Here is a 23,017-nt window from a genome sequence, read left to right on the forward strand (position 1 = left end):
CTATCGCCGCCCTCCGAACTGCCAGTGGTGAACCTCGATGTCGGCATACCGGCCAGGGGTCAGGACGGCGCGTGCCGTACCGGGGTCGGGCGCCCGCACCAGCACCGCGGTCCCCAGCCAACTGGCGCCGTCGTCGGACAGCAGCGGCCCATAAGCGATCAGCTCGTCACGAGCGATCAGCTCGTCACGGTCGAGCGGCACGGCGAGGTCAGCTTCCTCCCCCGACCCGAGACCGATCACCAGATACCGGTCGTCACCGTCCCGCCCGCCGGGAAAATCCCACATGGTCCGCCCCAGCATGTTCCGCCACCGACGCAGCAGCACATCCCGATACGCACCGGCCTGATATCCGGGCTCATCGAAGGCGAACGCACGCGCGGCAGCAGCATCCTGCAGGTCGACGATGTGCACGCTGCCAGTGGGCGTCTCCCCGACCATGGTCGGACCGCGGGCGATCATCTGCTCCGCATACCGGTCCATGTAGGACCAGTGCTCTTCCAACAGCTCGACGCGCAGCGCCAGGGACCCGACCCGATCACGGTGGTAGCAGAAGAACTCCATGCCCACAGGCTGCCCTGGAAGACCACCTCTTGAGTACGCCAGGGGTCAGGAAATCCGTTTGCCTAGAATCTTCGTTCACGGATCCGAAGGGGGCAGGAGGCCGAGGGTGGAGCTGACCGGCACCTGTGGGCCGCCGCGTTCCCTCTCGTGCGGTGAGACCGACACTAACGTTCGCGATCGATCTTCCACCCCGCTCGAGATCACAGCGCCTCATCGGTCGACACGATCATCGGCAGTGCCGGCAGTCCCCGGCAGCCATTCGCATTGCCGTACTTGGTTGGGGCCTCAGGCTGGTGACTGCAATCGCCGGATGCAGTCGAGGAGTGCGTCATGCACCTGTTGGCGATGGTAGCCGCGGATAACGACGCCGAACTTGGCGGCTCGGATGACATCTGGAGTGACCCGTTCGAGTTCGTCGGCGGTACCGTCGAAGGTCTTCTGGATCCGGCTGAACAGGTCGTTTACAGAGTGGCGATCGTAGCCGCGCATAACCACGTCGAATTCATACCTTTGCGACGGTTCCTCGAAGAACTCGCCTAGCCCATGCTCCACCGGTTCATCCATGAGGCTGAGGCTGCCACGTGTCGGTGCACTCCTCAATAGATCACATCGAAGGCGGAACGTTACTCCATGCGGAGAGGCCCAACGCCGCGAACGTCGTACCGCTTGGATGCCTGCCATAAGCCGCGTGATCAGACACGGCGAACGTTCGTGGGCACCCCACTAGTCAGGACGCCGCAACGTCACCGACTGGAACCGAAGCTCATCAGACCCCACGACGTGGAAGTCCACGATCTCGAAGGAGCTGCGCGCGTACTCCCGAAGCTCCTCATCGCTACGGAACGAAAAGAACCGGGGAGGATCGTGATCATCGTCTTCGAACTGACCCTCCCCCGTCAGGTTGCCTCCGCCGTAGACACCGAGAAAGAACAGGCCACCGGGGCGCATCAGGGTGCAGATCGCGTCCATAGCCGCGGGAAGGTCACTGTTCGGCACGTGCAGTAAGCAGTTCAGCGCATACACGGCGTCGAACGACCCGGGCGCGAAATCGAGGTTCAGGAAGTCCATGACGTGCGCTTCGAGACCCTTCTCCCGACAGAGCGCCACCATGGCAGGTGACAAATCGACAGCCACGACCTCCAGATCATTTTCCTGGAAGTACGCGCTGTCCTGACCCGTTCCAGCGCCTATCTCCAGCAAACGGCTACAACCCTGGTCCTTCAGGCGCCCCAGGAACGTCTCCCGCTCCGCCAGCTTCCAAGGAGGCTTACCGCTGGCGTCGCGTCGCCTGGCACCATCGTCGTACGCCCTTCGAAGGGCACCAATCACATCGTCATAGCGCACGCTCATCGCGCCATCCTGCCCCACACGGGATCTTCGACAACAGGTGAGCAAGAACGTCAGTCACACACGTGGTTCGGCGTGCGGGCTGTCCGGCCCTGGTTCGCGCATGACTTCAGGTGCCGTGCTCAGCCAGTTCTGATGCCACTCGCTGATCAACGAGAGACATGGTCGCGAGCGACTTCTGGTCCCACAAGGCTGCTTCAGCCTTCCATCCGCCGGGGACGTTCGCCTGCTCTGGAGCGTTATGCAGGAAAGGCCATTGAGATGGAGCACGGGTGTCCCTTTACGGAAGCCGTCACGTCACTGCGGTCAGTTTGACCGCTCTCTGTCTGGGGCTGCCGGTGGGTGCGGCGGTCCAGATCGCCGAGGGGGATTTCGCACCCCCTATGGTCATCGGTGCCGTCCTTGTCTGGTGCCTGTCGGCTTGGGTTGGACGGTGGATTCTCAACCGGAAGGCCGCGTCGGCCGCACCAACCGAGTGGCTGGTGCGTGCGCATGTCGCGAACCGTATGGGGCTGGCCAGGTGCCCCATGCTCAGGCTTACTCCGCTGGACGGCGGCAGAGGCTATTGGCAGCGGGTCATGTGGCATCCGTGGCTGGATGACATGGCTGAGGAGGAGATCCTCTCGGTACGGATCGGCGAGGGTCTCGCGCGGCGCGCGATTGTGGAATTTCCTGAAGGCACACGCATCATCCCTGCGGGACGCTTGCGTCGGTGGCCCTATCTCGGCTGGAACATCGGGAACCACGCACCGGAGCGGGTCGATGGTTTCCCGTTCCCTCCATGGTTCTGCATCGGCCTACCGGTTTACGGCGGGCTGCTCGGCGGATTCCAGATGTCGCCGGGAGAATGGAGCGGGGCCGCGACGATGATGCCGGTCATGGTGGGAATCATTCTGCACTTCTGGGGATGGATGGGAGGGCTGCCCCAGTCGCCAGGCAATCGCCTATGACGCGGTACCCACACTCCCTGAAGGTGAATCAACCTCAGCCAGGTGGTACCTCTGCTCGTACGTACGTGGTAGCGGAACACATTCGTACACCCACCGGCTCGGCGTCGCCGGCCGTAGTGAGATGGCAGGATGAACGACGTGGATCGCGATGCGCTTGTCGCACTGCGAGCCTGTTTCGAAGCTCTCGGAGCCGATGCCCCTGAAGGCTGGGGACTTCGGAGATCACCGAAACATCCCCCAACTCGCTCGCTTTCTGGCGTTGAGAAGCGTCTGGCCCGAACTGATCGACACCTGGGCCGCTCCCGGATCGTTGGAGACCGTCCCGGCAGCGAACCACCTGCTCTCCAACGCCTTTAACCCCGGCCGCCTCGTCGAGGTGGCCGGAAAAAGAATCACGCAACAGCGGGAATCCGTATGGTTACCACGAGCCCGCCGCCTTCACGCGGCACTGCCTCCGCGGTGCCGCCGTGGGCGTGGGCGACGGCCCGGACGATGGACAGGCCGAGCCCCGCTCCCAACGCCGACCCTGTGCGGTCGTCGTCAAGCCGTCTGAATGGCTCGAACAGCCGCGGCACCTCGAAAGACGCCACCTCGGGGCCGGTGTTCTCCACCACGACGAAGGCCCCGTCAGGCCGCGAGCCGGTGCGCACTCTCACAAACTCCTGTGAGGAGTTGTACTTGACCGCGTTGTCGGTCAGGTTCGCGATGACCCGCTCCAGCAGCACCGCGTCGCCTGAGGCCGGGGCAGGCGACAGTTCTGCCTCCACCCCCTCGTACTGTCCGAGGGCGGAGCGGGCCAGGTCCGCCAGGTCGACCGGCTCGCGTTCCGTCAGCTCGTGCTCGGTCTGGGCGAGCATGAGCAGTCCTTCGATGAGGCGTTCCTGGCGGCGGTTGGAGGCGAGCAGCGAGTCGCGCACCGGCCGCAGTTCTGCGGGGAGCGTCGAGTCGGCGAACGCCACCTGCAGCAGCGCCCGGTCGATCGCCAGCGGCGTCTTGAGTTCGTGCGAGGCGTTGGCGACGAAGCGGCGCTGGCCGTCGAAGGCGCGGTCGAGGCGTTCGAGCATGGAGTCGAACGTGTCGGCCAGTTCCTTGATCTCGTCGCGTGGGCCGTCCATGGAGATGCGGCTGTGCAGGGTGCTGTCGGACAGTCGCCGGGCCGTGCCGGTGACCTGCTGCAAGGGGCTCAGTGCGCGCCGGGCGACGGTCCAGCCGACGGCCAGCCCACCGAGGCCGACGAGTACGGTGGCCAGGATCGACCACACCACGATCGAGTCCATGACCCGTCTCTTGTAGCTGTCGACCTCGACCATGACCTGCTGCCGAAAGATCTCGTTCACGGGCGGGGGCTGGCCGTGCCCACCGACCTCGATCGGCTGGCTGATGACCCGCGTCACCACGATGTAGTTGACGATCACGAGGATGGCTGTGGCCAGAAAGAACAGGCTGCCGTACACGACGGTCAGCCGCCATCTGACGGGAAGGCGACGCGCGCTCACACGCGGTACCCGGCGCCGGTCACCGTCTCGATCACGGGAGGGTGGCCGAGCTTCTTGCGCAACGTCCCCACGGTCACCCGCACGGAGTTCGTGAAGCAATTGATGTTCTCGTCCCATGCCTTCTCCAGCAGGTCCTCGGCGCTGACCACGGCGCCCTCGGCCCGCAGGAGCACCTCGAGTACGGCGAACTCCTTCGGGCTGAGCGCCACGTACCGGCCGTCCCTGAAAACCTCGTGCCGGGCGGGGTCGAGCGTGATGCCGGAACGGGACAAGACCGGCGGGATATTGGTCGCGACCCGGCGGGCCAGCGCCCGCAGCCGGGCGACCAACTCGGGGAAGTCGAACGGCTTGGGTAGGTAGTCGTCCGCACCGATCGACAGGCCCTCGACCTTCGAGCGCAGGTCGCCCGCCGCAGTGAGCATGATGATCCGAGCGGGCACGCGTTCGGCCACAAGCCTGCGGCACACCTCGTCGCCGTGGAGCTTCGGCAGGTCGCGGTCGAGCACGATCACGTCGTAGTCGTTGGTCATCGCCCGCTCCAGCGCGGCGTCGCCATCGTGGACGACGTCCACGGCCATCTTCTCCTTGCGGAGCCCGACCGCCACAATGCTGGCCAAGACCTGCTCGTCCTCCGCAATCAGCACGCGCATGTCTCGATGGTCCCAATCATGCGATCGTCAGCGCCAGCGTGGGCGACATACGGGCGGCGCGCATCGCCGGGTAGATCCCGGCCACGGTGCCGACCAACAGGGTCGCCGCCAGCCCGCCGCCGAGCGCCCCTGCCGGTACGACCGTGAGCATGCCCTGCAGGAATGCGTACATGTATGTGACCGTAACGCCGAGCGCCGTACCGCTGACGCCGCCGAGTCCGGCCAGCAGCAGCGACTCGGCCAGGAACTGGACGCGTACCTGACCCCGGGTCGCGCCGAGCGAGCGACGCAGGCCGATCTCGCGCCGCCGTTCCAGCACGGAGATGACCATGGTGTTGGCCACGCCGACGCCACCGACGAGCAGCGCGACCCCGCCGATGCCCAGCAGCAGGTTGGTGAACGCCCCCACCACTGCGGCTCGCGCCGCGAGCGCGTCCGACGGCCGGCTGACGGACACCTCCTCCGGGTGCTCCGGATTGGCAGTACGGGGCAGTACGGCGCGCACGTCCGAGACGTATTCGTCGCTCGACCTGGTGTAGATGGTGGTCGGATACCCGTCGAAATGCAGGAACGTGCTGGCAGCTGGGAAGCCGATCAGCGCGGATGCGTCGATCTCCTCTGCCAGCGGCGACTCGTCAAGCACGCCGACGACCGTCCACCACTGCCCGTTGATCCACGCCTGGTCACCCGCCGTCGCGGCCAGCCTGTCGGCGGCCGACGCGCCGAGCACCACCGCGCGTTGCGCCGCGGTGGCCGCGTTCAGCCAGGCGCCGTGCCGTACCGGGGTCTGCAGGATCTTGAGCAGGTCCAGCGAGGTGGCGCGGACCTGCAGGCCGCCCGTGTGGGTAGACGGCACCCGGTCGTTGCGGAAGATCGGCAGGCCGGTGTCGCCGGTCTGGCCGACCTGCTGGACGGGGTCAATCGCCTGGATCATGGTCAGCGCCCGTTTGGGGAGCTTGGCCTGGCCGCCGAAGAGCTGCTGGCCCGGAGTCACCGTCAGCATGTTCGTGCCGAGGCTGTCGAGCTCACGCAGCAATCTGGCCTGGCTGGACGATGAGATGCCGAGCACCGCGATCATGGTCGCGATGCCGATCGCGATGCCCAGCGCCGACAGGGCCACGCGCGTCTGGCGGGTCCGCAGCCCGACCGCGGCCACGCACACCACGTCGCGGGCGCTGAGCCGGGCCGGCGACAGTCGTTCGGTCATGGTCACACCTGCTTCCACGCCGTCGCGCCTGACACTTCGTCGGCGATCACGTGGCCGTCGCGGAGCCGGATTCGGCGGGGCGTGGCCTCGGCGACGTCGTCGTCATGAGTGATGATCGCCAGAGTGGTGCCCGCCCGGTTCAGCTCGCGCAGGATCGTGATGATCTCGGCGCCCGACGCGGTGTCGAGGTTGCCCGTCGGCTCGTCGGCCAGCAGCAGGGCCGGTTCGCCGACTACCGCGCGGGCCACGGCAACCCGCTGGCGTTCGCCGCCGGAGAGCTGGTTCGGGCGGTGGCTCAGCCGGTGTCCCAGGCCGACCCGCTCGAGTGCCTCGGCAGCCCGCTCCCGGCGCTCGCGCCTCGACACCCCGGCGTACAGCAGACCGTCGGCCACGTTGTCCAGCGCCGACGTCCCATCGGCCAAGTGGAACTGCTGGAACACGAAACCGATGTGCCGAGCCCTGAGCGCCGACAGCTCGCGATCGCTTAGCTCGGCCACGTCGTAGCCGGCGATCCGTACGATGCCCGCCGAGGGCCGGTCCAGGGTGCCGATCGTGTGGAGCAACGTCGACTTGCCCGACCCGGACGGGCCGATGATCGCCAACAGCTCACTGGCCTCGACCCGCAGGTCGACGCCCTGGAGCGCGTGCACGTCGCCTGGGTACTCCTTGGTCACGCCGACCAGCTCGATCACCACGTCTCGGCTCATGGCTGCGGGACCTCGACCTTCATGCCCTCGGTTAGGCCCTGGCCGGAGATCTCGACGCGGCTCACCGCGTACAGGCCGGTCTTGACCGCGACGATCCGGCCCGTGGCGCCGTCCATGACGCGTACGCCGTAACCGCCCTCGCGCAGCGCGAGCAGCGCCTCGACGGGCACGGACAGGACTCCGCCGTGGCGTTCGGTCCGTAGGTCGACGGTCACCGGCGCCTGGTCCAGACGGCCGAGCTTGCCGGTCACGGTGGCCTCGACGTCGACCGTGGCCTGGCTGTTCTTGTCGGCTCCCGCCGTGGCGGTCGTGCCGACCGAGCGGATCTCCGCCTTGACCTTGCGTCCGTCGGGCAGTTCCACGACGGCCGTGGCACCGATGCGGGCGAACTGCTGATAGGACGCCGGCAGGTCGATGTGCACAGCACGCAAGGTGCTCGTGGTCGTCACCACGGACGCGCCCGCGCCGTCGCCCTTGACCGCGGTGTTCCTGGAGATCCTGAGCGCCCCGGAGGCCACGATGACCTGCGTGGAGTCTACCGTTCCGGTCTTGGCCAGGCGGTTGTCCTTCTGCCAGTCGCGTACGGCTTGGCCGGTCCGCCAGGTGTAGTCGTCGTCCACCGTGCCGGAGTCGTAGCCGAGCTTCTTGAGGTTGAGCTCGAGTTGCTCGACGTCCGCGCCGCTGGAGCCGATGACGAGCTTCCTGTACATCGGGATCGACCCGTACATGAGCACGACCGGGCGCCGGTCCACCTGGTAGAGCCATTGACCGCGGCGCACGACCGTGCCCTCGGCGCGGGTCCTGGTCACGGTGCCCATCGTTTTGTTCGGCTGGGCGCGGCGGCCCGAGTAGCCGAGCGTGCCGCCGACCTGCTTGGTGTCGACAAGGTCCGAGCGGGTGATCTCCGCCGTGACGACCGCGGCGGAGGCGGCCGCGGGCATGGCCGAGTCCTTACTGGGCGCGATCGCCGCCACGCCGCCAACGGCCACGGCGATGAGCACCGCGGACCCGACGACCACGACCTTGTGGCTCATCGCGAGCTCTGATCCATCAGCGGCCGGCACGCCTTCTGCGCCTCCTGGACCGCGGGCGCGTCCTGGTCGATGCCCTGCGGCGGGTCCAGCTTGATGCCGCCCTTCTCGTCCTGCTGCGGGTCGGGCATGTTCACGCCCTTCTGGCGCATGCAGGCGGTGAACTTGAGCGCCTGGTCCATGGCCTTCTTCTTCTCCTCGGCCGTCATTCCCGCGACCACCGGGGCGTACTGCTTGCACGCTTGCTCCGCCGCCGCGCCCGTCTGCGGGTCGGGGCCGCGTACGATCAGGCTGTCGTTGTCCTGCGTCACGGTGAGGCCGTGCTCGCGCAGGCACGCGGCGTATTTCGCCGGGTCGCCCGAAGAAGTTGGGGCCGCTGTGCCCTCTCCGGCGGAGGCGACTCCAGGGCTGGTGTTCTGTCCTGCGCACGCCGTCAGCACAAGTGGGATCGCGACCAGAGTGGCGATCCAGATTCCTTTCTGCGTCATACCGGCATATTGCTCGGCGACTATTAAAAGTGTGTTAAGCAAATTTGTTTAAGCGGTCTTTATGTCGGCATTTTAGAGGCGAGGTGTTGCCGTGGATGCCACGTGCGGGAGCGGCTTACGCGAAGATCCGGCGATAGCGTCGCGGGTCTTGGCGGCTCGATCACCTCGTCATCCAAGCCGAGGTCGAGTGCCCGCGCCAGGCCGCCCACCGTCCGCCCATGCGGCCCGCCAGTCCTCCAGTTCCGGGCGCGATGTTGGGGAGTACTTCAGGCGGTCGGCGCGGGCGTGATCATTATGAGGGATTTGGTCGGCGTTGGGATGGGTTTGGCCGGTACAAAAAGCCCTCATTTTGGGCACCCGTAAAACCATCACTGCCACAACATAAACCGCGAGGACCCCAAACACCGCGCGCTGGGTCTAATAGCCGTACTTGAGAGACTTATCAAGAAACAGTTGCCGAACTCCTGCCACAGAGTGAGGTCGCCGTACTCACGCAAGTCGGCGCGGCGGGCAATGGCCACCATCCGCGCTGTAGCTGACGATGACCAACAGCGGTGCGGAGAGCGTGCGCCTGACGCTCTTCCCCTACGGCGGGGAGTTCGAGTTCCCGCGGCATTTCGACGTGCTCGGCGGGACGTCGGTCACGGTGACCGCGCCCGAGTACGACCTGGTGCTCACGGGGCCGAACGGGTTCCGCCGGGGACTGCGCGGCTCGTCAGGAGACTTCGTCGCGGTCCGCGGCTGCATCATGGCGGAGCCGCGGGCGGTCGCGCTCGAGATCGAGAACCTCACCGGACACATCGTTCACGTGCGCATCGCCGGCGACCCACTCAACGTTCACCCGGACCGGCCCGAAACCGTCATGATCCGCTGCGAGGATGCGCACGGCTGGTATGACGTGTCGATCACCTGCCCTGAGGACCCCCACTTCCTCCGCCGGCTCATGGGCCACATCGAGAACGGCGCTCCCAGCATCTCCGGTTGAAGCACTCCAAGAAGGTATTCCCCATGTGCCGCAATGCCGCTCACTCCCATGAGCATGCCCATGACGTTCCCGAAGACACGGCCGCGTTCGCGGACCTGTCGGTGCCGGAGAAGGAGCTGTCGCCCGGCGACCTCAGCCGGCGCCGCTTCCTGTTGAACAGTGGCCTGCTCGGCGCCGCCGCTCTGGGGGTGACCGCCCTGGGCGGGCTCGCCGCCGCGCGCCCCGCTGCCGCCACCACCGGGGGCTCGCGCGGCTACCAGTGGCTCGCCGGCGACCACCACGTGCACACGCAGTACAGCTACGACGGCATGTACACCATCGAGCAGCAGGCCGCGGGCGCCATCAAGCACGGCCGCATCGACTGGCTGGTCATCACCGACCACGGGCACGCCGCGCACGAGAAGTTCGCGGTCGAGTCCACCTACGCCGACATCGTCGCCTCCCGCGCCAGGCATCCGGAGCTGCTGCTGTGGCAAGGGCTGGAGTGGAACGTTCCCGGAGGCGAGCACGCCACGGTGTTCTTCGACGGCGCCCGCGACGAGATCCAGCTGCTGCGCGCGTTCGAGCGGCTCTTCGACTCCAGGATCAACGGCACCGGCGCGAGCACCCCGGCCAACGAGGCCAAGGCCCTGGAGGCGCTCGGCTGGCTCGAGACCGCCCTGCAGACCGGCTCGGCCGACTCCGCCCTGTTCCTGATCAACCACGTGATGCGGCGCGGCCGGTTCTCTCCGCGCGACCTGCGCGCCTTCCGAGACGCGGCCCCGGACATCGCGGTCGGCATGGAGGGCGCGCCCGGCGCCCAGAACGAGCCCAGGGCCCGCGGTGACTTCAACAACACGGCGGACGCGAACTCGTGGCCCGGCTGGCGGCCCGAGCACTATCCCACCTACGGCGGCTTCGACTCGATGACCGGCATCCTGGGCGGCATGTGGGACGCCATGCTCGCCGAGGGCAAGGGCTGGTGGATCACCGCCAACTCCGACGGCCACTTCTACAACAACGACACGACCGTCGAGCCCCAGCGGCCCGGCGACTGGTACGACCAGCACGGGAAGTACCCGGACCCGATCGACGGAGGCGTCCCGCAAAGGCACGCCGACTTCTGGCCCGGCCAGTTCAGTCGGACCGTCGTCGGCGCGGCCTCGCGCAGCCACGGCGCGGTCATGGAGGCACTCAAGTCCGGCCGTGTCTGGGTGTCGATGGGCGGACTGATCGATGGTCTGCACGTCGACGCGCACGCCCCCGGCAACGCCCCGGTCACCCTCGGCGGCCGGTTGTCGGTGCGCCGCGGCGACGACGTCACCGTCAACATCTCCGTCGACCTGGCGGGTCGCCCCAACGCCAACGAGGACGTACCCAGTTTGGCCAGACTGGACCTGATCCGGGGAGCCGTCACGGGTTCCGCCGCGGACCCCGACACCTTCACTGCCCCGGACGTGCGGATCGTCGAGTCGTTCACGCCGCGCGGCAGAGGCCGGGTCGCCGAGTTCCACTACAGGTTCCGCGACGTCCGTGAGCCGTTCTACTTCCGGCTGCGCGGCACCGACGGCAAGCGCAGCGCGGCCGGGGGCCTTGAGCCGGCCGCCGACACGGGTCCCAACGAGAACCCCTGGAACGACCTGTGGTTCTACGCCAACCCGGTCTTCGTGGACGTGCTGTAACCGCCCGACCAGCCGCCCCCGGCAGGGACGATGTCGGCCGCCTTGTAACTGATGCCCCAGCGGGCCTGACCACCCTGCGAGATCTTCCAGACGTAGCCGAGCATCCCGCGCAGGATCACGTCCTGACCCCGGATGATGCTCGGCTCGCTGCGGCAGATGTTCGGCCGCGCAGGCCTTCCACTCCTGCGCAAACGCGTTCTACTCACCGCGTTGGGACAAGCTGTTCCCTGCTGACCTGGAACTCCGTCTGCCCCTCCTCGGAAGCGATGTCCCAAGGCGCGCGCGTCGAAATCAACACGATCTCCTCGCCGCCCGGTCCGGTCACCGCTGCCACAATCTCGCAGGCGACCTCGACCCCCTGCGGATAGGACGCATCCGAAGCCAGCCTGCCGGCGTCAGCGAAAACAGGAGGCTTGTCGAAGAAGGACCACCGATGACCGTGGATATCGGTCATCCGGACCTCCACCCATCCCGGCCACGGCTCGTCACTCACCCACCGGACGGCCTCGCACCTCAACATCGCCAACGCCACTCACCCAGAGTGCCCGTCCACTGGACGGCCGCCAATGCTCAGGATCACGGAATGTGGGCCGGATCCGAGTTCTGGACCCACCTACGGATGGCTTTAGCCCCACTTCTTGACCTTGGAGGGGCCTTTGATCACCAACGAGTTTCGGCCCCACCTCGTCGTCGAAAGATGGCCGGCCCCTCGTCGTCCGTCAACCTGAGAACTGGATACGGCAGAGAGAGCCGCAGGAGTGGTCGGCGCAGACGTCCAGTCGTTCGTCGAACGGGAATCTCGGCTGCCTCTCAGTATCGCGGACACCTCATTGATTAGCCTGTGCCCTGGCTACAGCGCCTATCAGTGAGTTCGGGCAGCGGTAGCGGGTCTGTAAGCCGAAGAATGTCGCTGAGTTTCAACAGCGCTCGATGGCGCAGATGACTGTCTCGACGTCGTGATGATGGTCGCCCTTCGTCACGGGTCAAGGTGATTCGGCTGGCAGCCTTCGCCTGCAGATGCTTCACCTTGACCCGTTTTGTGGTGACAGAGTCTGCGGCTCAGGCCTGGCCGAGCCGCCATAGGGAGGTGACCTCAGCGGCGCGGGCCGCGTGGAGAGGGTCAGTCTCATCGAAGGCACGCGGGTGTCTCGGTCGCACCTGCAACCGATCCACGACCCGCAGGCCTGCCGTTGCGAAGGCGGACAGAAGCTCGGCGCGAGTCCGCAACTCGAGATGTTCCGCCAGGTCCGACAGGATCAGCCAGCCCTCTCCGTCCGGTTCCAAGTGCTCGGCCAGACCGTTGAGGAAGCCGCTCAGCATGCGGCCGCCGGGGTCGTAGACCGCGTGGTCGAGGGGGGAGACGGGCTTGGCCGGGATCCACGGCGGGTTGCAGACGATGAGTGGCGCGCGGCCGGGTGGGAAGAGGTCTGCATGCATGACGTCGACCCTGCCGGCCAGTCCCAGCCGTTGGAGGTTGTCGCGGGCGCAGGCCAGGGCGCGCGGGTCCTGATCGGTGGCCACGAGGCGCTCGACGCCCCTGCGCGCGAGGACGGCGGCGAGCACGCCGGTTCCGGTGCCGATGTCGAACGCCCTGGAGCGCGAGACGAGCGGCGCCTGGGCCACCAGGTCGACGTATTCACCGCGGATCGGCGAGAAGACGCCGTAGTGCGGATGGATACGGCCGCCCAGTGCGGGCACGTCGATGCCCCTGTCATGCCATTCGTGTGCCCCGGCGATGCCCAGCAGCTCGCGTAGTGAGGTAACCGACGGTCCCGCTGCGGGACCGTAGACCTCCGCGCAGGCCCGCCGCATGTCCGGGGCACGCCGGAGGGGAACGGTGTAGTCGTGATCGAGCGGCACCAACAGCCTGCCCAGCGTGCGGGCGCGCTGGGAGCGTGCCTGACGGTGCAGATGGAAGGCCTGGGCCGGCGACGGGGCGGGGCCGCGCGGACAGCGTTCGGCGCGCCGTACCATGGCGCGCAGGAGTTGACGGGCATTGTGGAAGTCGCCGCGCCACAACAGGGCGGTGCCCTCACAGGCCAGGCGGTAGGCGGCGTCGGCGGTGAGGCGGTCATCAGCGATCACCACGCGGGCGGGTGGCGGCGAGCCGTTCTCAGAACGCCAGCGAGCGGACCGGGCTTCGCCGTCTTCGGTCCAGCAGATCTCGAGCACTCAGGCTCCTCATGATTGAACCAGTGATGGTCATGAAGAGCACTTCGTCGCGGCAGATCAGCCTGTGGCAGCCTCCCGCGAGGAAGTGCGCGCCGAGGCGTCGCCGAGAACCATGCCGGGCGGTGGGAACGACATGATCAACCTCCTCGTGGGATCTGGAACCGTCTCATACTAGGGCTTGTCAACGACTCGCATGATCGGCCGGACACGGCCTGGCAGGGGATAGTGACAAGCTCATCCGAGGCTTTGAGGAGAGGCGGGGCCAGATCTCGCACGAACATGAACTCGGCTCGCCAGAGTAGGTGGTTCAAATCACGAGGAGCCCCCGGCGTACGGTTGCCCCCGGAAACCGGCTCGATTTGGTCCGGCATACGCTGGCGCCACCTCTGGAGTGCGGGAGATTATCTGGTCGGTCACTCTGCGTGTGAGACCTTCAGCGCCTGTCGATTGTCGGCGTTGCTCTCTGCCTGGTGTCCGTCCTCAGCGAACGTTCTTGGCCTGCCGCCTGGGATCGGTGACTGTTGGGTGATGAGCCAACCCAGGCCCTGTACGCCCCCTTGGAGGTTCACTTGGGAGTGGCATCCTTCGCACGGTATGACGGGCTGGCTGACTGGTACGAGGAGTACAACGCGCCCGCGGCGGCAGCGAACCAGGACGCGATCCGCGAGCTCATGGGTCCTGGTGATGGTCTCTGCCTGGACCTGGGCTGTGGCGGTGGCCAGTATTTCGAGACGATCCGGTCGACGGGCCGTAAGGTCATCGGCTTGGACTACTCCGCTGATCAGCTACGGATCGCTCAAGGTAGAGATGCCGACCTGCTGATCAGGGCAGACGCCGCCGCACTGCCGTTCGGCGATGGGGTCTTTTCGGCCGTCACGGCACTGTGGGTCTCCAGCGACGTCGACGACTTCGCCGCTGTCGTGAAGGAAGCAGCTCGAGTGCTGACCCCCGGGGGGCTGCTGGTCTACTACGGCGTCCATCCGTGCTTCAACGGCCCCCACACCCAGACCCGCGATGACGGCGCCCGAATCGTCCATCCGGTCTATCGGACGACGGGCTGGCACCGAGACGCACCGTGGTGGGGCAACAACATCAGGCGCCGCGTCGGCATGCGCCACCAGACTCTGCCCGACCTGTTGAATGCTTTCCTCGACGCCGGCCTGGCCATCAGCCGCGTGACCGAGCCCAGAACCGAACCCGTCCCCTGGATCCTCGCCATTCGAGCTCATCGGCCGCACACGTCCTGAGTCCGAGACTGTTGCAGGCCGGCGTGATCGCGCGGTTGGGTGCCAGACCCTGACGAGGAGGGGAATCCGTGATCGGGACGGACCGAGCTCGGGTCAGCCTGTCTGTTCTACTCGGGCACGGGTCTGGGCCAGGCGGCCCAAGTCGGGCCCGAACATCGTTATAGGGCTACCTGATCCCGGCCAGACCGGTGAACTCGGCGAGACGTGGAAAGTGCAGGCGAACTGCGCCCACGTCCTTCAGGTCGACACGAACCCCGGTTGGCCCATAGCTCGGCACCTCACTGGGTGGGAGGTCTGTACAGCTGTCCTCGGCCAGCTGGCTCCACGCGGTCCAGACGAGCATGCTTAGCAACTCGGCATCGCCATTGTTGAGTGCCTCGGCATCGTCAGCCAGCTCCACAAGGGAGTCGGGATCTACGGCGACCCGATCAACCGTCGCACGCCCGTAGCTGACCAGCCAGGCACGCACATCGCTGAAGAAGTCGTCACTCACGAAGCCCAGCAACACGCACGCCGCATCCCACACTGGCCAGGTGAAGATACGCTGTTCGGCCTCATCCCACCGATCACGGAACGCTAGGAGGAGCTCTGTAGACGAGCGGCCCACAAGGTGTTCACGTAGGAGCTGGGCCTGACGCCGCAAGTCCCCTTCGCCTTCTCGGCGTGCGCCCTCAACGAGCGCCCAGAACTCGTCCTCAGTCACGCCAGCACCGTATCCGGCCGTCAGACGCCACCGGCACTCCCGTTAGCAAGGGTGTTAGCAAAAAGCCCCCTGTGATCATCACAGAGGGCTTCTGAGCTGGAGCCGCCTTGGGGATGCGAACCCCAGACCCCTTCATTACGAGCAAAATCAAGGACTTGCTCATCCTCCCCCGCCGAGGAGGTGACCTGCCTTTTGCCGTCCGTCAGAGTCCGTGGACGTCCATGATCGAACTTCCTCGTTGTCACCCACTTCGTCACCCAGTCGGGTTGGCAAGACCTTCGGGTGCCAGGGACAAAGACGCGGCTCAGCGCGGCTTTGCCGACCCGATCGCTCCCAGGCCGCATGCCTGGTGGGCGGCAGGCGCACGGCTGGGTGACGGCGCCCAGCGCCGCCGCCCCTTGATCCCCATGAGATCCATTCGGCAGGGCACTGGTCGCCGTTTGGACTCATTCCTTCAGTTCGGTCTTGGCGGCGAACAGAGTTCCCCGTTCCGTGCCCTGCCCTCGGCGAATGTTCAGCCCCTCCTTGCGGAAGCTGATCCATCCTTCACCGTCAGTCAGTCCCCGCACGATTCTGGTTTTCACGATGTCGTGGGTCGCATAACCGACGTCCAGATGAGTCAGGTGGCTGTTGTCCTTCCGGTGGACTTTGAGCCCCTCCACGGGGAAGGTGATCCATCCGTCGTCGGCGCTTCGTCCTTGCACCCATTCGGTGTTGATGCCGTTGAGGTCAGCCTTGTCGGCGTGCACGGTTCCCCAAGCTCCGCTTCCATTGCGGACGTCCAGCCCGTCCTTGGGGAAGGTGATCTTTCCGTCGTCGGCGCTTCTCCCCTGCACCCATTCGGTGTTCACGCCGTGTAGGACGGCCTTGTCGGCGTGCACAATTCCCTCAGCTCCGCTTCCATTGCGGACGTCCAGCCCGTCCTTAAGGAAGGTGATGCGCCCCTTGGCCGCGTTCGTCGCCCCCTGGACCCAGGGTGTGTCGATGCCGGTGGTGGCGGTGAGTGTTTCCAGGACGGGATGGCGCACCTGAACGGTCGTGGTGAGGAAGTGTTCCTGCTTGGGCGTGGTGCCGGAGGTGGCAACGAGGGTGTAGGTGGTGGCCCGCTTCGGCGGGTCGGCCAGGGTCCAGGTACGCGTGCCCACGGAGAAGGGCACCTCCCCGCCGGGGAACCGGATCTTGTAGGTGAAGTCGTCGGAGCCCTCCCATCTCAGCGTGAGGGACTCTCCGACATCCAGCATGGCCTTGTCCGGGCGGAAGTCGCGCGGCGCCGGAATCTCCTTCGGAGTGGCCTTCACCAGCGGTACTGCCGCGAAGCTGACTTCATACCCCCGCCGCGTTGGCCTGGTCTCCTTCACTATCAGCACGGCCAGCCCGGCGACCTTGGCGACAACGATGTCCTCCAGCGCCAGCACCATGTAGTCGCCGGGGGAGAAGCTGTCGGCACCCCCCGGAGGGGTGGCCTGGAAGACGTTGGTGTTCTGCAATCGTTGGAATGTCACCGACCGGGCGGTCGGCGAGGTGAGCAACTGGTCGTTCACATGGGTGTAGGTGTACGTGCCCCTGGGCGTGATCGCGTCGATATTCGGGGTGAGGTCTCCGGGCACCGTTACCTCGATCGTGGACCATTTCACATTCTTGTGGGTGTTGGTCACGACCAGATACACCTTTCCCTTGGATGGGGACCGGTCGGCCTGTGACGCCTCCAGATGCGCCGGGTCGGTGAGGAGGGTGTAGGTCAGCATGGTCACGGTCATGACTCCTTTTCTGGGAGGACGGCGCAGTCCGATGACCTGTCCACGACGAGAGGACGGTGCAAGGCGGGACCGGCGACACGGGTGACGCATCCGAAAGCGCCGCTTGCAGCGCACTGCGGAAGATCACCCCTAGATCCAAACGCCAGCATTGGAGCGCGACAAGAGCACTCAAGGACGCCATAAGGGGGCGCTTCGGCAACATCTTCAGCGTCTTGACACGAATCCGGACAATGTGTCCCTGTGCCGCTACGAACAGTAAGCGCGTCTCGTCACACTGTGGCCTGTCCGGGGGAAACCTGCTGCAACACCTGGAACTCTGCTCAGTCCCGCGCGGCCAGGATGGCCGTCCATCCAAGGCGCTCACGCTGGCTCAGGCAGAAGCCGTGCTCAAGGCCGCCGAAGGAACCCGCATGCATGGGTATCTGGTGTTGGCCCTGCTTACCGGCGTCACGCACCGAGGAGCTTCGGGCGCTGACATGGGACCACGTGGACCTGGAGGACGCTCCCGACGCTGAGCCGGCCGTGCCGCCGTACGTAGCCGTGTGGCGGTCCGTCCGGACTGGCAGGGACACCAAGACCCGAAAGTCCCGGCGCACTCTGGCGCTCCCGCAGCGCTGCGTGGAAGCGCTCAAAGCGCAGAGGAATCAGCAGGAGGTGGACAAGGAAGCGGCGGGCACGCGGTGGATGGAACACGGGCTCGTGTTCGCCTCGACCGTGGGCACACCTCTCGACTCCCACAACGTGCGGCGCGCCTTCCGCGCGGTCATCGCCAAGACCGACCTCGACCCCGACAAGTGGACGCCCCGAGAGCTACGGCACAGCTTCGTGTCCCTGCTCTCAGACCAAGGCATCCCCTTGGAGGAGATCTCCCGGCTGGTCGGCCACAGTAGTACGGCGGTGACCGAGCTGGTCTACAGGAAGCAGATCCGCCCCGTACTCCAGGAGGGCGCGGTGGCCATGGATCGGATCTTCAAGACATGAGATCGAGAGGCTTAGTCACTCACTTAGACACCCAAAAGCCCCCCGCGATCACGCGGGGGGGCTTTTGACCTGGAGCCGCCTTGGGGATTCGAACCCCAGACCCCTTCATTACGAGTGAAGTGCTCTGGCCGACTGAGCTAAGGCGGCGGGCCGTACAGCGTGAAAAGTCTACAGGAGCCGGAGCAGTTCTCGCTCCAGTCGATCAACCTGGCCCTGGGCAGATTGTGCCGTCGGGTGGGGTGGTTGTGGTGAGGAGGTAGGTGTCTACCTGGGTGTCCACGCATGGGGAGCCGTTGGCGTAGGCCGTGTGGCCGTCTCCGTTGTATGTGAGGAGATGGGCGGAATCGAGTTCGTTGGCGAGGGTTTGGGACCAGCGGTAGGGGGTGGCGGGGTCTCGGGTGGTGCCGATGATCAGGATGGGGGCGGCGCCATGGGCTTTGACGGGCTTGTTGGTGAGGGTTGGTGGGGTGGGCCAGTAGGCGCAGGGGAGGTAGCTCCAGGTGATGGATGGGCCGAAGCGGGGGGATTCGCGGGTGGCGTAGGCGTTTGGGTTGTGGGGGTAGGGGCCATCTGCGCAGTTGATGGCCAGGTTGGCTTCGGTTTGGTTGGTGTAGGTGCCGTCGTCCTGTCTGCCGGTGAGGTTGTCGGCATTGCGGAGGAGGAGGGTGCTGTCGCCGGCGAAGGCTTGGCGGAGGGTTTCGGTCAGCTCGGGCCAGGAGTTGCGGTCGTAGAGCGGGGTGAGCAGGCCGAGCGTGGCCAGCGCCTCACTGGCCTTCCGGACCTCCGAAGGCTCCACGTCGCTCTTCGCGCTGCCGGTGCCGCCATCCCGTTCGCGCGTTTCCGGATCCACGCTTGGATCGCTGCCCGCCGTACTGGGCAAAGGGTGTGAGTCTGTACGGCGGAGCAGCGACGAGACCTCGGCGAGGGCACCCGCCAGAGAGTGGGATCGGAACGGGCAGGCCTGTTCCGCCAGGCAAGCCTGGACATACGTCCGGAGAGCCAGCTCGAAACCCGCGGCCTGTTCGCGGGCGAGGCGAAGGCGAGGGAGCGCGGGATCGACGGCGCCGTCGAGGACCATCGCTCGGACCCGGTTGGGGTACATGTCGGCATAAATGGCGCCCAGGAAGGTCCCGTAGGACTTGCCCAGGTATGTGAGCCGGGCCTCCCCCAGCGCCCGCCGCAGCGATTCCAGGTCCCGAGCCGTGTCGGCTGTCCCCACGTGGGCCAGTAACCGGCCCGACCGAGCCTGGCACCCGTCGGCGAACTCCTTCGACACCCGCTCCAGATGGGCCTGCTCAGCAGCGGAATCCGGCGTCGGATCGGCGGCGAGGAAAGCGTCCAGCCGGGCATCACTCAGGCATTTGATCGGCGCGGACTCTCCCACCCCGCGAGGATCGAACCCGACGACGTCGAACCGCTCCCGCACGGCCGCACCCACCACCGACCGGGCGGCCCTGGCGTAGTCGATCCCCGAAACGCCCGGCCCGCCGGGATTCACCACCAGGGACCCGATCCGCCGGCCGGACGCGGGCAACCGCACCACCCCGAGCGACAGGTGCTCACCCCCGGGTACGGAGTAGTCCAAAGGCACCCGAAGCCGGGCACACTCAAACCCATCCCCGCAGTCCGCCCAGGCCAGCCCCCCGGCCGAAGGAGCCGAGCAGCCGCACGAGAGCAGCACGAGCGCGAAGACGGCTGCTCGAGCCCGCTCCCATGTCCGCATCCTGCGGACACCATGCCCATCGCCACACCAGGTCAAGCAGCCCTATGGACCGGTCGGTGACCGAGCCAGGCTCTCTTCCCAGTGGCGGAACAGCTCGGCGTTCTCACCCCGCCACCGGGCGACGCAATTGACCAACAGAACCACCCGCAAGACCACTGACCAGGCGAAACGTCAAAATGAGCAGCGTGCGGTATGCACGTCGCTCAACTCATGCACCACCTCCGTGGACGCAACCAGCCCGCTGATCTTGTACCATGCCGGCTCAGCGGGCCTTGGCATGTCAAAGGGATACCTTGCCTTCGATGCCTCGAACCGTGTCACCGGAGGAGCCGATGCTGGGATGACGGCAGAGCGACCGATGCCCACACAGGACGACGTGCTCGGGTACTTCAACACGCTGTCGAACTGGGGACGGTGGGGCGACGACGACGAACTCGGCACTCTGAACCACATCACCGACGACGTACGGCTGGCGGCGGCGCGGGCCGTGCGCCACGGCAGGTGCGTGTCGTGCGCATGGGAGGTTGCCGTACCGGAAGACATGGAGCGGTCGACGACGACGTGCCCGTGCGCCGCCGACATGCCGGGTGCCGAGGACATGCCGGTGCCCGGATTCCGCGCCGACCGACGCTGGGGCTTTTCGTCCGAGCGACTCGGCCTCACGTTCCACGGCAACACCCTGACCCACCTCGACTCGCCGTGCCACATCTTCTGGGACGGCACGATGTACAACGGAAGGTCGCACTCGTTGGTCGACGCCGCAACGGGATCGGCGTGGGCGGCCGTCACGGCGGCGGCGAACGGGATCATCACGCGTGGTGTCCTGCTGGACATTGCGAGGGTCCGCGATGTGCCATGGTTGGAACCGGGGCAGGGTGTGTTTCCCGACGATCTCGAAGAGGCCGAGCGGCGCCAGGGTGTGCGGGTGCGACCCGGCGACGCGGTACTCCTGCGGACCGGCTATGGCCGCGTCCGGCACGAGGCCAGTGAGGCCGGCGGTTTCACGCAAGCCGGATGGCACGCGTCCTGCCTGCCGTGGCTGCATGAACGGGAGGTCGCGCTGATCGGCGCTGATACCCCCCAGGACGTTCAGCCGTCGGGGTACGAAGACGTGTTGATGCCGGTTCACGCCGTGAGCCTCGTCGCGATGGGTCTGTGGATGCTCGACAACTGCGACCTGGAGGCGTGCGCGACGACGGCTGCCGAGCTCGGCCAATGGGACTTCCACCTCGCAGTCGCGCCGGTCCGCTTCGCCGGTACGTCCGGCAGCCCGGTCAACCCGATCGCCACATTCTGACCGCGGTTCACGAGGGGGTGCGACGCCATGAAGGACCCGGCCCGCACCTGGAGCGCGGTCGTGGTCGGTGAGGACACGCCGTGCTGGTCGAGAACCAGGCGGCGGCGGAGACCGCAGCCGCCCTGATCGGCACCGTGATGATCGTGGGAATCGCGGCGAATCGCCGCGTACAAGCCCTCGAAGAACCTGGTGAGCTTGGTCATGAGGCCGTTGGTGCGGTTGTACGTGTCGGCTTCCCCGCTTGGAATAGCTGGGATGACCCTGGGGCAGTTGGGGCTGGGGTCGCAGGCGCTGGTGGTCCCGTCGCTGGTGGCGGTGGTGGGGCCGACGTCCCTACGGGGGCCGACGTCCCTGCGGGGGCCGACGTCCCTGCGGGGGGCGACGTCCCTGCGGGGGGCGGATGGTGGGGGTAGACCACCCCGAGGAGAGGCGACAGGCTGTCCGTCGGCTCCCCTTCTCTGCCGGGGGCGGGGGGATATCGGTGCCGCCGGGCATGGAGTTCGCGTTTACGGCGGTGCACCGCAACGCTTAGTCGTCTCTTTTCCAGGCTCGGACGTAGTCCACGGACATGCTGCCGACGGAACCGCGGGCAGGCGGGATCTCGGAGTAGACGAAGTTGTCGACGATCAGGTTGGTCATGCCTGTTGATGTGCTTTGCACGTGGCACACCAGCGTGCCATCGATGTAGAAGTCGGTGCCGTATTCGTGGATGTCTGCCCCATAGACGTGCATGTCTGCCGTGGGGTCGAAGGGTGGCTGATACACACAGCCAGCATCAGGGCCTGAATGCTGGGACAGGTAGAGGCGCGTGTGGTTGTCGGAGTAGAACTCGAAGACGTCCGTCTCGGTGTACCGCTCGTTGCCGGCCGCCTGCCATGTCCAGAAGGCCGGCCAGAAGCCTCGATCCGAGGGAAGCTGGGCCTTGATCTCGACGTAGCCGTACCGGAAGGCGTAACCGTTCTGGCCGGTCGACGTGATCAGGCAGCTGGACCAGCGGTAATGCTGACCCGACTGGGACGTGATGGCGTCCGGCCTGGCCGTGATGGTGAGCGTGCCTCCCGCAACCGAGCAGTTGGTCGGCTGATCGAACTCCAGCTGCTGGTTGCCCTTGTTGCCGGTCCCGAACGGCCATCCAGACCAGTCAGCCTCGGCGGTGGATTGGAACTGCCATTTCGACTGATCGACCGACGAGCCGTCGAATTCATCATGGAACATGAGCCTCCACTTGCCGTCCGGCCCGTTCGGCACGATGTCGTCAGATGTCGCCACGTGCGACCGGGTGATCGGGCGAGCTTCCCGGGATTCGCTCGCCGCCGCAGGCTCACAACAGATCATCGTGACGGCCGCAACGCTGGCGACAAATTGCAGAAAACGCATGGTTTCCTCCTTTCCCCGCATGTCTATGCAGCCCAGGCCGGGACGCGAAACCCACTGGAACGCAAGCCGGGATACCTGCTGATCGCTATTTCATCCTGGGATGACGCCCGCGATCGCAACATGATCACAAAACGGGCGATTACCTGACTACGCAAGAGAAGCCCCTTACGGACGTACTTGTCCGGCATCACACGCCGACCTTTTGCGGCAGTACGAGGGCTTTCTCGGCGAATTGATCTCCGTGCCGCCGGAGCAGCTGGGTCCGGATGCAAGGTCCTGATCGCGGACAGACGCGAGGCCCTGGAAGGACAGGCCTCACAAAATCGTCTGCAAAGCAGGATGCTTCACATTGGTCACATACGTTGCGACGCTCGATGTCCGCCGTCACGTCGCCGGGCTCCTCGCCCGCTGGCAGCGGATCGGGACCCCGAAGCTCTCCCGGCGCCGCCAAACGTGCGTATGGCCCGAGCGACAACCTCAGCTGAGCCGGCACAGGACCAGATCACCCGAGACGAGTGATCATCGCCGAGAAAGCCTCAGCGACTCCGACCAGAAGGCCAACAGGCACGTGCGCGGCCACGCGTACGAAGCCGGTCTCCGTACCTCACCTCGTAGGCCTGGTGCGCCCGCACACGCCGGCCTTGCTGCACGCGCAGTGCCGCCCGCTGCTACACGCG

Annotated in this window: 22 protein-coding genes and 1 tRNA gene; 6 read left to right on the forward strand and 17 right to left on the reverse strand. The window is 66.4% G+C overall.

The window, feature by feature from the left end:
• From KIK09_RS10460 to KIK09_RS10470, 3 genes are all read right to left on the reverse strand, one after another.
• A complete protein-coding gene (locus KIK09_RS10460) occupies positions 1-561 on the reverse strand; it encodes a YciI family protein (RefSeq protein WP_214319595.1) in 561 nt (186 codons plus the stop codon).
• 285 nt (positions 562-846) lie between these two features.
• Positions 847-1,125, reverse strand: coding sequence for a DivIVA domain-containing protein (locus KIK09_RS10465; RefSeq protein WP_214318532.1), 279 nt, complete (start codon positions 1,123-1,125; stop codon positions 847-849).
• 159 nt (positions 1,126-1,284) lie between these two features.
• Complete coding sequence (locus KIK09_RS10470) at positions 1,285-1,911, reverse strand: class I SAM-dependent methyltransferase (RefSeq protein WP_214318533.1); 627 nt, start codon at positions 1,909-1,911, stop codon at positions 1,285-1,287.
• A 269-nt stretch (positions 1,912-2,180) separates the two neighbouring features.
• Between KIK09_RS10470 and KIK09_RS10475 the strand changes: the two genes are divergently transcribed.
• Positions 2,181-2,858, forward strand: a complete 678-nt coding sequence (locus KIK09_RS10475) for a hypothetical protein (protein ID WP_214318534.1) — start codon at positions 2,181-2,183, stop codon at positions 2,856-2,858.
• A gap of 392 nt (positions 2,859-3,250) precedes the next feature.
• On the opposite strand, the gene KIK09_RS10480 is transcribed toward KIK09_RS10475, so the two are convergent.
• From KIK09_RS10480 to KIK09_RS10505, 6 genes are read right to left on the reverse strand one after another with little or no spacing between them, the layout of a single operon-like run.
• The gene (locus tag KIK09_RS10480; protein ID WP_214318535.1) at positions 3,251-4,354 is read right to left on the reverse strand and encodes a sensor histidine kinase; all 1,104 of its coding nucleotides are present in this window, start codon (positions 4,352-4,354) and stop codon (positions 3,251-3,253) included.
• Positions 4,351-5,004, reverse strand: a complete 654-nt coding sequence (locus tag KIK09_RS10485; protein WP_214318536.1) for a response regulator transcription factor — start codon at positions 5,002-5,004, stop codon at positions 4,351-4,353. Before KIK09_RS10485 ends, KIK09_RS10480 begins: the two co-directional genes overlap by 4 nt.
• Positions 5,005-5,020: 16 nt before the next feature.
• Positions 5,021-6,211: an ABC transporter permease gene (locus KIK09_RS10490; RefSeq protein ID WP_214318537.1), complete on the reverse strand. Its 1,191-nt coding sequence runs from the start codon at positions 6,209-6,211 to the stop codon at positions 5,021-5,023.
• Positions 6,212-6,213: 2 nt separating this feature from the next.
• Positions 6,214-6,918: an ABC transporter ATP-binding protein gene (locus KIK09_RS10495; RefSeq protein ID WP_214318538.1), complete on the reverse strand. Its 705-nt coding sequence runs from the start codon at positions 6,916-6,918 to the stop codon at positions 6,214-6,216.
• Entirely contained in the window at positions 6,915-7,952 is a 1,038-nt protein-coding gene (locus tag KIK09_RS10500) for a peptidoglycan-binding protein (protein ID WP_250572886.1), read from the reverse strand. Before KIK09_RS10500 ends, KIK09_RS10495 begins: the two co-directional genes overlap by 4 nt.
• Complete coding sequence (locus KIK09_RS10505; RefSeq protein WP_214318539.1) at positions 7,949-8,437, reverse strand: hypothetical protein; 489 nt, start codon at positions 8,435-8,437, stop codon at positions 7,949-7,951. Before KIK09_RS10505 ends, KIK09_RS10500 begins: the two co-directional genes overlap by 4 nt.
• 535 nt (positions 8,438-8,972) lie before the next feature.
• On the opposite strand from KIK09_RS10505, the gene KIK09_RS10510 reads away from it, so the two are divergent.
• Entirely contained in the window at positions 8,973-9,422 is a 450-nt protein-coding gene (locus KIK09_RS10510; RefSeq protein ID WP_372455659.1) for a phospholipase domain-containing protein, read from the forward strand.
• Positions 9,423-9,445: 23 nt separating this feature from the next.
• Positions 9,446-11,083, forward strand: a complete 1,638-nt coding sequence (locus KIK09_RS10515) for a PHP domain-containing protein (protein ID WP_214318541.1) — start codon at positions 9,446-9,448, stop codon at positions 11,081-11,083.
• On the opposite strand, the gene KIK09_RS10520 is transcribed toward KIK09_RS10515, so the two are convergent.
• The 3 genes from KIK09_RS10520 to KIK09_RS10530 all read right to left on the reverse strand — a co-directional run bounded on the left by KIK09_RS10520 (position 11,050) and on the right by KIK09_RS10530 (position 13,255).
• On the reverse strand, positions 11,050-11,202 hold the full coding sequence (locus KIK09_RS10520; protein ID WP_214318542.1) for a hypothetical protein: 153 nt from the start codon (positions 11,200-11,202) through the stop codon (positions 11,050-11,052). The genes KIK09_RS10515 and KIK09_RS10520 overlap by 34 nt on opposite strands.
• Before the next feature lie 83 nt (positions 11,203-11,285).
• Positions 11,286-11,537, reverse strand: coding sequence for a hypothetical protein (locus KIK09_RS10525; protein ID WP_214318543.1), 252 nt, complete (start codon positions 11,535-11,537; stop codon positions 11,286-11,288).
• Between the two features lie 605 nt (positions 11,538-12,142).
• The gene (locus tag KIK09_RS10530; protein ID WP_214318544.1) at positions 12,143-13,255 is read right to left on the reverse strand and encodes a methyltransferase; all 1,113 of its coding nucleotides are present in this window, start codon (positions 13,253-13,255) and stop codon (positions 12,143-12,145) included.
• Between the two features lie 575 nt (positions 13,256-13,830).
• Here KIK09_RS10530 and KIK09_RS10535 point away from each other — a divergent pair.
• A complete protein-coding gene (locus KIK09_RS10535; protein WP_214318545.1) occupies positions 13,831-14,502 on the forward strand; it encodes a class I SAM-dependent methyltransferase in 672 nt (223 codons plus the stop codon).
• Between the two features lie 166 nt (positions 14,503-14,668).
• On the opposite strand, the gene KIK09_RS10540 is transcribed toward KIK09_RS10535, so the two are convergent.
• Both KIK09_RS10540 and KIK09_RS10545 read right to left on the reverse strand, forming a co-directional pair.
• Positions 14,669-15,205, reverse strand: coding sequence for a DUF4240 domain-containing protein (locus tag KIK09_RS10540; RefSeq protein ID WP_214318546.1), 537 nt, complete (start codon positions 15,203-15,205; stop codon positions 14,669-14,671).
• Between the two features lie 446 nt (positions 15,206-15,651).
• Complete coding sequence (locus KIK09_RS10545) at positions 15,652-16,962, reverse strand: hypothetical protein (protein ID WP_214318547.1); 1,311 nt, start codon at positions 16,960-16,962, stop codon at positions 15,652-15,654.
• A gap of 414 nt (positions 16,963-17,376) precedes the next feature.
• Between KIK09_RS10545 and KIK09_RS10550 the strand changes: the two genes are divergently transcribed.
• Entirely contained in the window at positions 17,377-17,943 is a 567-nt protein-coding gene (locus tag KIK09_RS10550) for a site-specific integrase (protein ID WP_250572887.1), read from the forward strand.
• Positions 17,944-18,013: 70 nt separating this feature from the next.
• On the opposite strand, the gene KIK09_RS10555 is transcribed toward KIK09_RS10550, so the two are convergent.
• Both KIK09_RS10555 and KIK09_RS10560 read right to left on the reverse strand, forming a co-directional pair.
• Positions 18,014-18,090 (reverse strand) — tRNA-Thr (locus tag KIK09_RS10555).
• Positions 18,091-18,145: 55 nt separating this feature from the next.
• Positions 18,146-19,666 carry an alpha/beta hydrolase gene (locus KIK09_RS10560; protein ID WP_214318549.1) on the reverse strand — a complete coding sequence of 507 codons (1,521 nt, stop codon included), beginning with the start codon at positions 19,664-19,666 and terminating at the stop codon, positions 18,146-18,148.
• A gap of 340 nt (positions 19,667-20,006) precedes the next feature.
• Between KIK09_RS10560 and KIK09_RS10565 the strand changes: the two genes are divergently transcribed.
• On the forward strand, positions 20,007-20,963 hold the full coding sequence (locus KIK09_RS10565) for a cyclase family protein (protein ID WP_250572888.1): 957 nt from the start codon (positions 20,007-20,009) through the stop codon (positions 20,961-20,963).
• A 528-nt stretch (positions 20,964-21,491) separates the two neighbouring features.
• Here KIK09_RS10565 and KIK09_RS10570 read toward each other — a convergent pair.
• Positions 21,492-22,340: a glycoside hydrolase family 16 protein gene (locus KIK09_RS10570; protein ID WP_214318550.1), complete on the reverse strand. Its 849-nt coding sequence runs from the start codon at positions 22,338-22,340 to the stop codon at positions 21,492-21,494.
• Between the last annotated feature and the right edge of the window lie 677 nt (positions 22,341-23,017).

The organism is Nonomuraea sediminis (genome assembly GCF_018531495.1).
In the GTDB taxonomy this organism is placed as follows: Bacteria; Actinomycetota; Actinomycetes; order Streptosporangiales; family Streptosporangiaceae; genus Nonomuraea; species Nonomuraea sediminis.

Coding starts and splice junctions, on each gene's coding strand:
- KIK09_RS10515 (WP_214318541.1), top strand. CDS start 9,446: ATGTGCCGCAATGCCGCTCACTCCCATGAGCATGCCCATGACGTTCCC.
- KIK09_RS10570 (WP_214318550.1), bottom strand. CDS start 22,340: ATGCGTTTTCTGCAATTTGTCGCCAGCGTTGCGGCCGTCACGATGATC.
- KIK09_RS10545 (WP_214318547.1), bottom strand. CDS start 16,962: ATGACCGTGACCATGCTGACCTACACCCTCCTCACCGACCCGGCGCAT.
- KIK09_RS10470 (WP_214318533.1), bottom strand. CDS start 1,911: ATGAGCGTGCGCTATGACGATGTGATTGGTGCCCTTCGAAGGGCGTAC.
- KIK09_RS10565 (WP_250572888.1), top strand. CDS start 20,007: ATGACGGCAGAGCGACCGATGCCCACACAGGACGACGTGCTCGGGTAC.
- KIK09_RS10550 (WP_250572887.1), top strand. CDS start 17,377: ATGGGTATCTGGTGTTGGCCCTGCTTACCGGCGTCACGCACCGAGGAG.
- KIK09_RS10525 (WP_214318543.1), bottom strand. CDS start 11,537: ATGACCGATATCCACGGTCATCGGTGGTCCTTCTTCGACAAGCCTCCT.
- KIK09_RS10505 (WP_214318539.1), bottom strand. CDS start 8,437: ATGACGCAGAAAGGAATCTGGATCGCCACTCTGGTCGCGATCCCACTT.
- KIK09_RS10485 (WP_214318536.1), bottom strand. CDS start 5,004: ATGCGCGTGCTGATTGCGGAGGACGAGCAGGTCTTGGCCAGCATTGTG.
- KIK09_RS10500 (WP_250572886.1), bottom strand. CDS start 7,952: ATGAGCCACAAGGTCGTGGTCGTCGGGTCCGCGGTGCTCATCGCCGTG.
- KIK09_RS10560 (WP_214318549.1), bottom strand. CDS start 19,666: ATGCGGACATGGGAGCGGGCTCGAGCAGCCGTCTTCGCGCTCGTGCTG.
- KIK09_RS10490 (WP_214318537.1), bottom strand. CDS start 6,211: ATGACCGAACGACTGTCGCCGGCCCGGCTCAGCGCCCGCGACGTGGTG.
- KIK09_RS10460 (WP_214319595.1), bottom strand. CDS start 561: ATGGAGTTCTTCTGCTACCACCGTGATCGGGTCGGGTCCCTGGCGCTG.
- KIK09_RS10465 (WP_214318532.1), bottom strand. CDS start 1,125: ATGGATGAACCGGTGGAGCATGGGCTAGGCGAGTTCTTCGAGGAACCG.
- KIK09_RS10495 (WP_214318538.1), bottom strand. CDS start 6,918: ATGAGCCGAGACGTGGTGATCGAGCTGGTCGGCGTGACCAAGGAGTAC.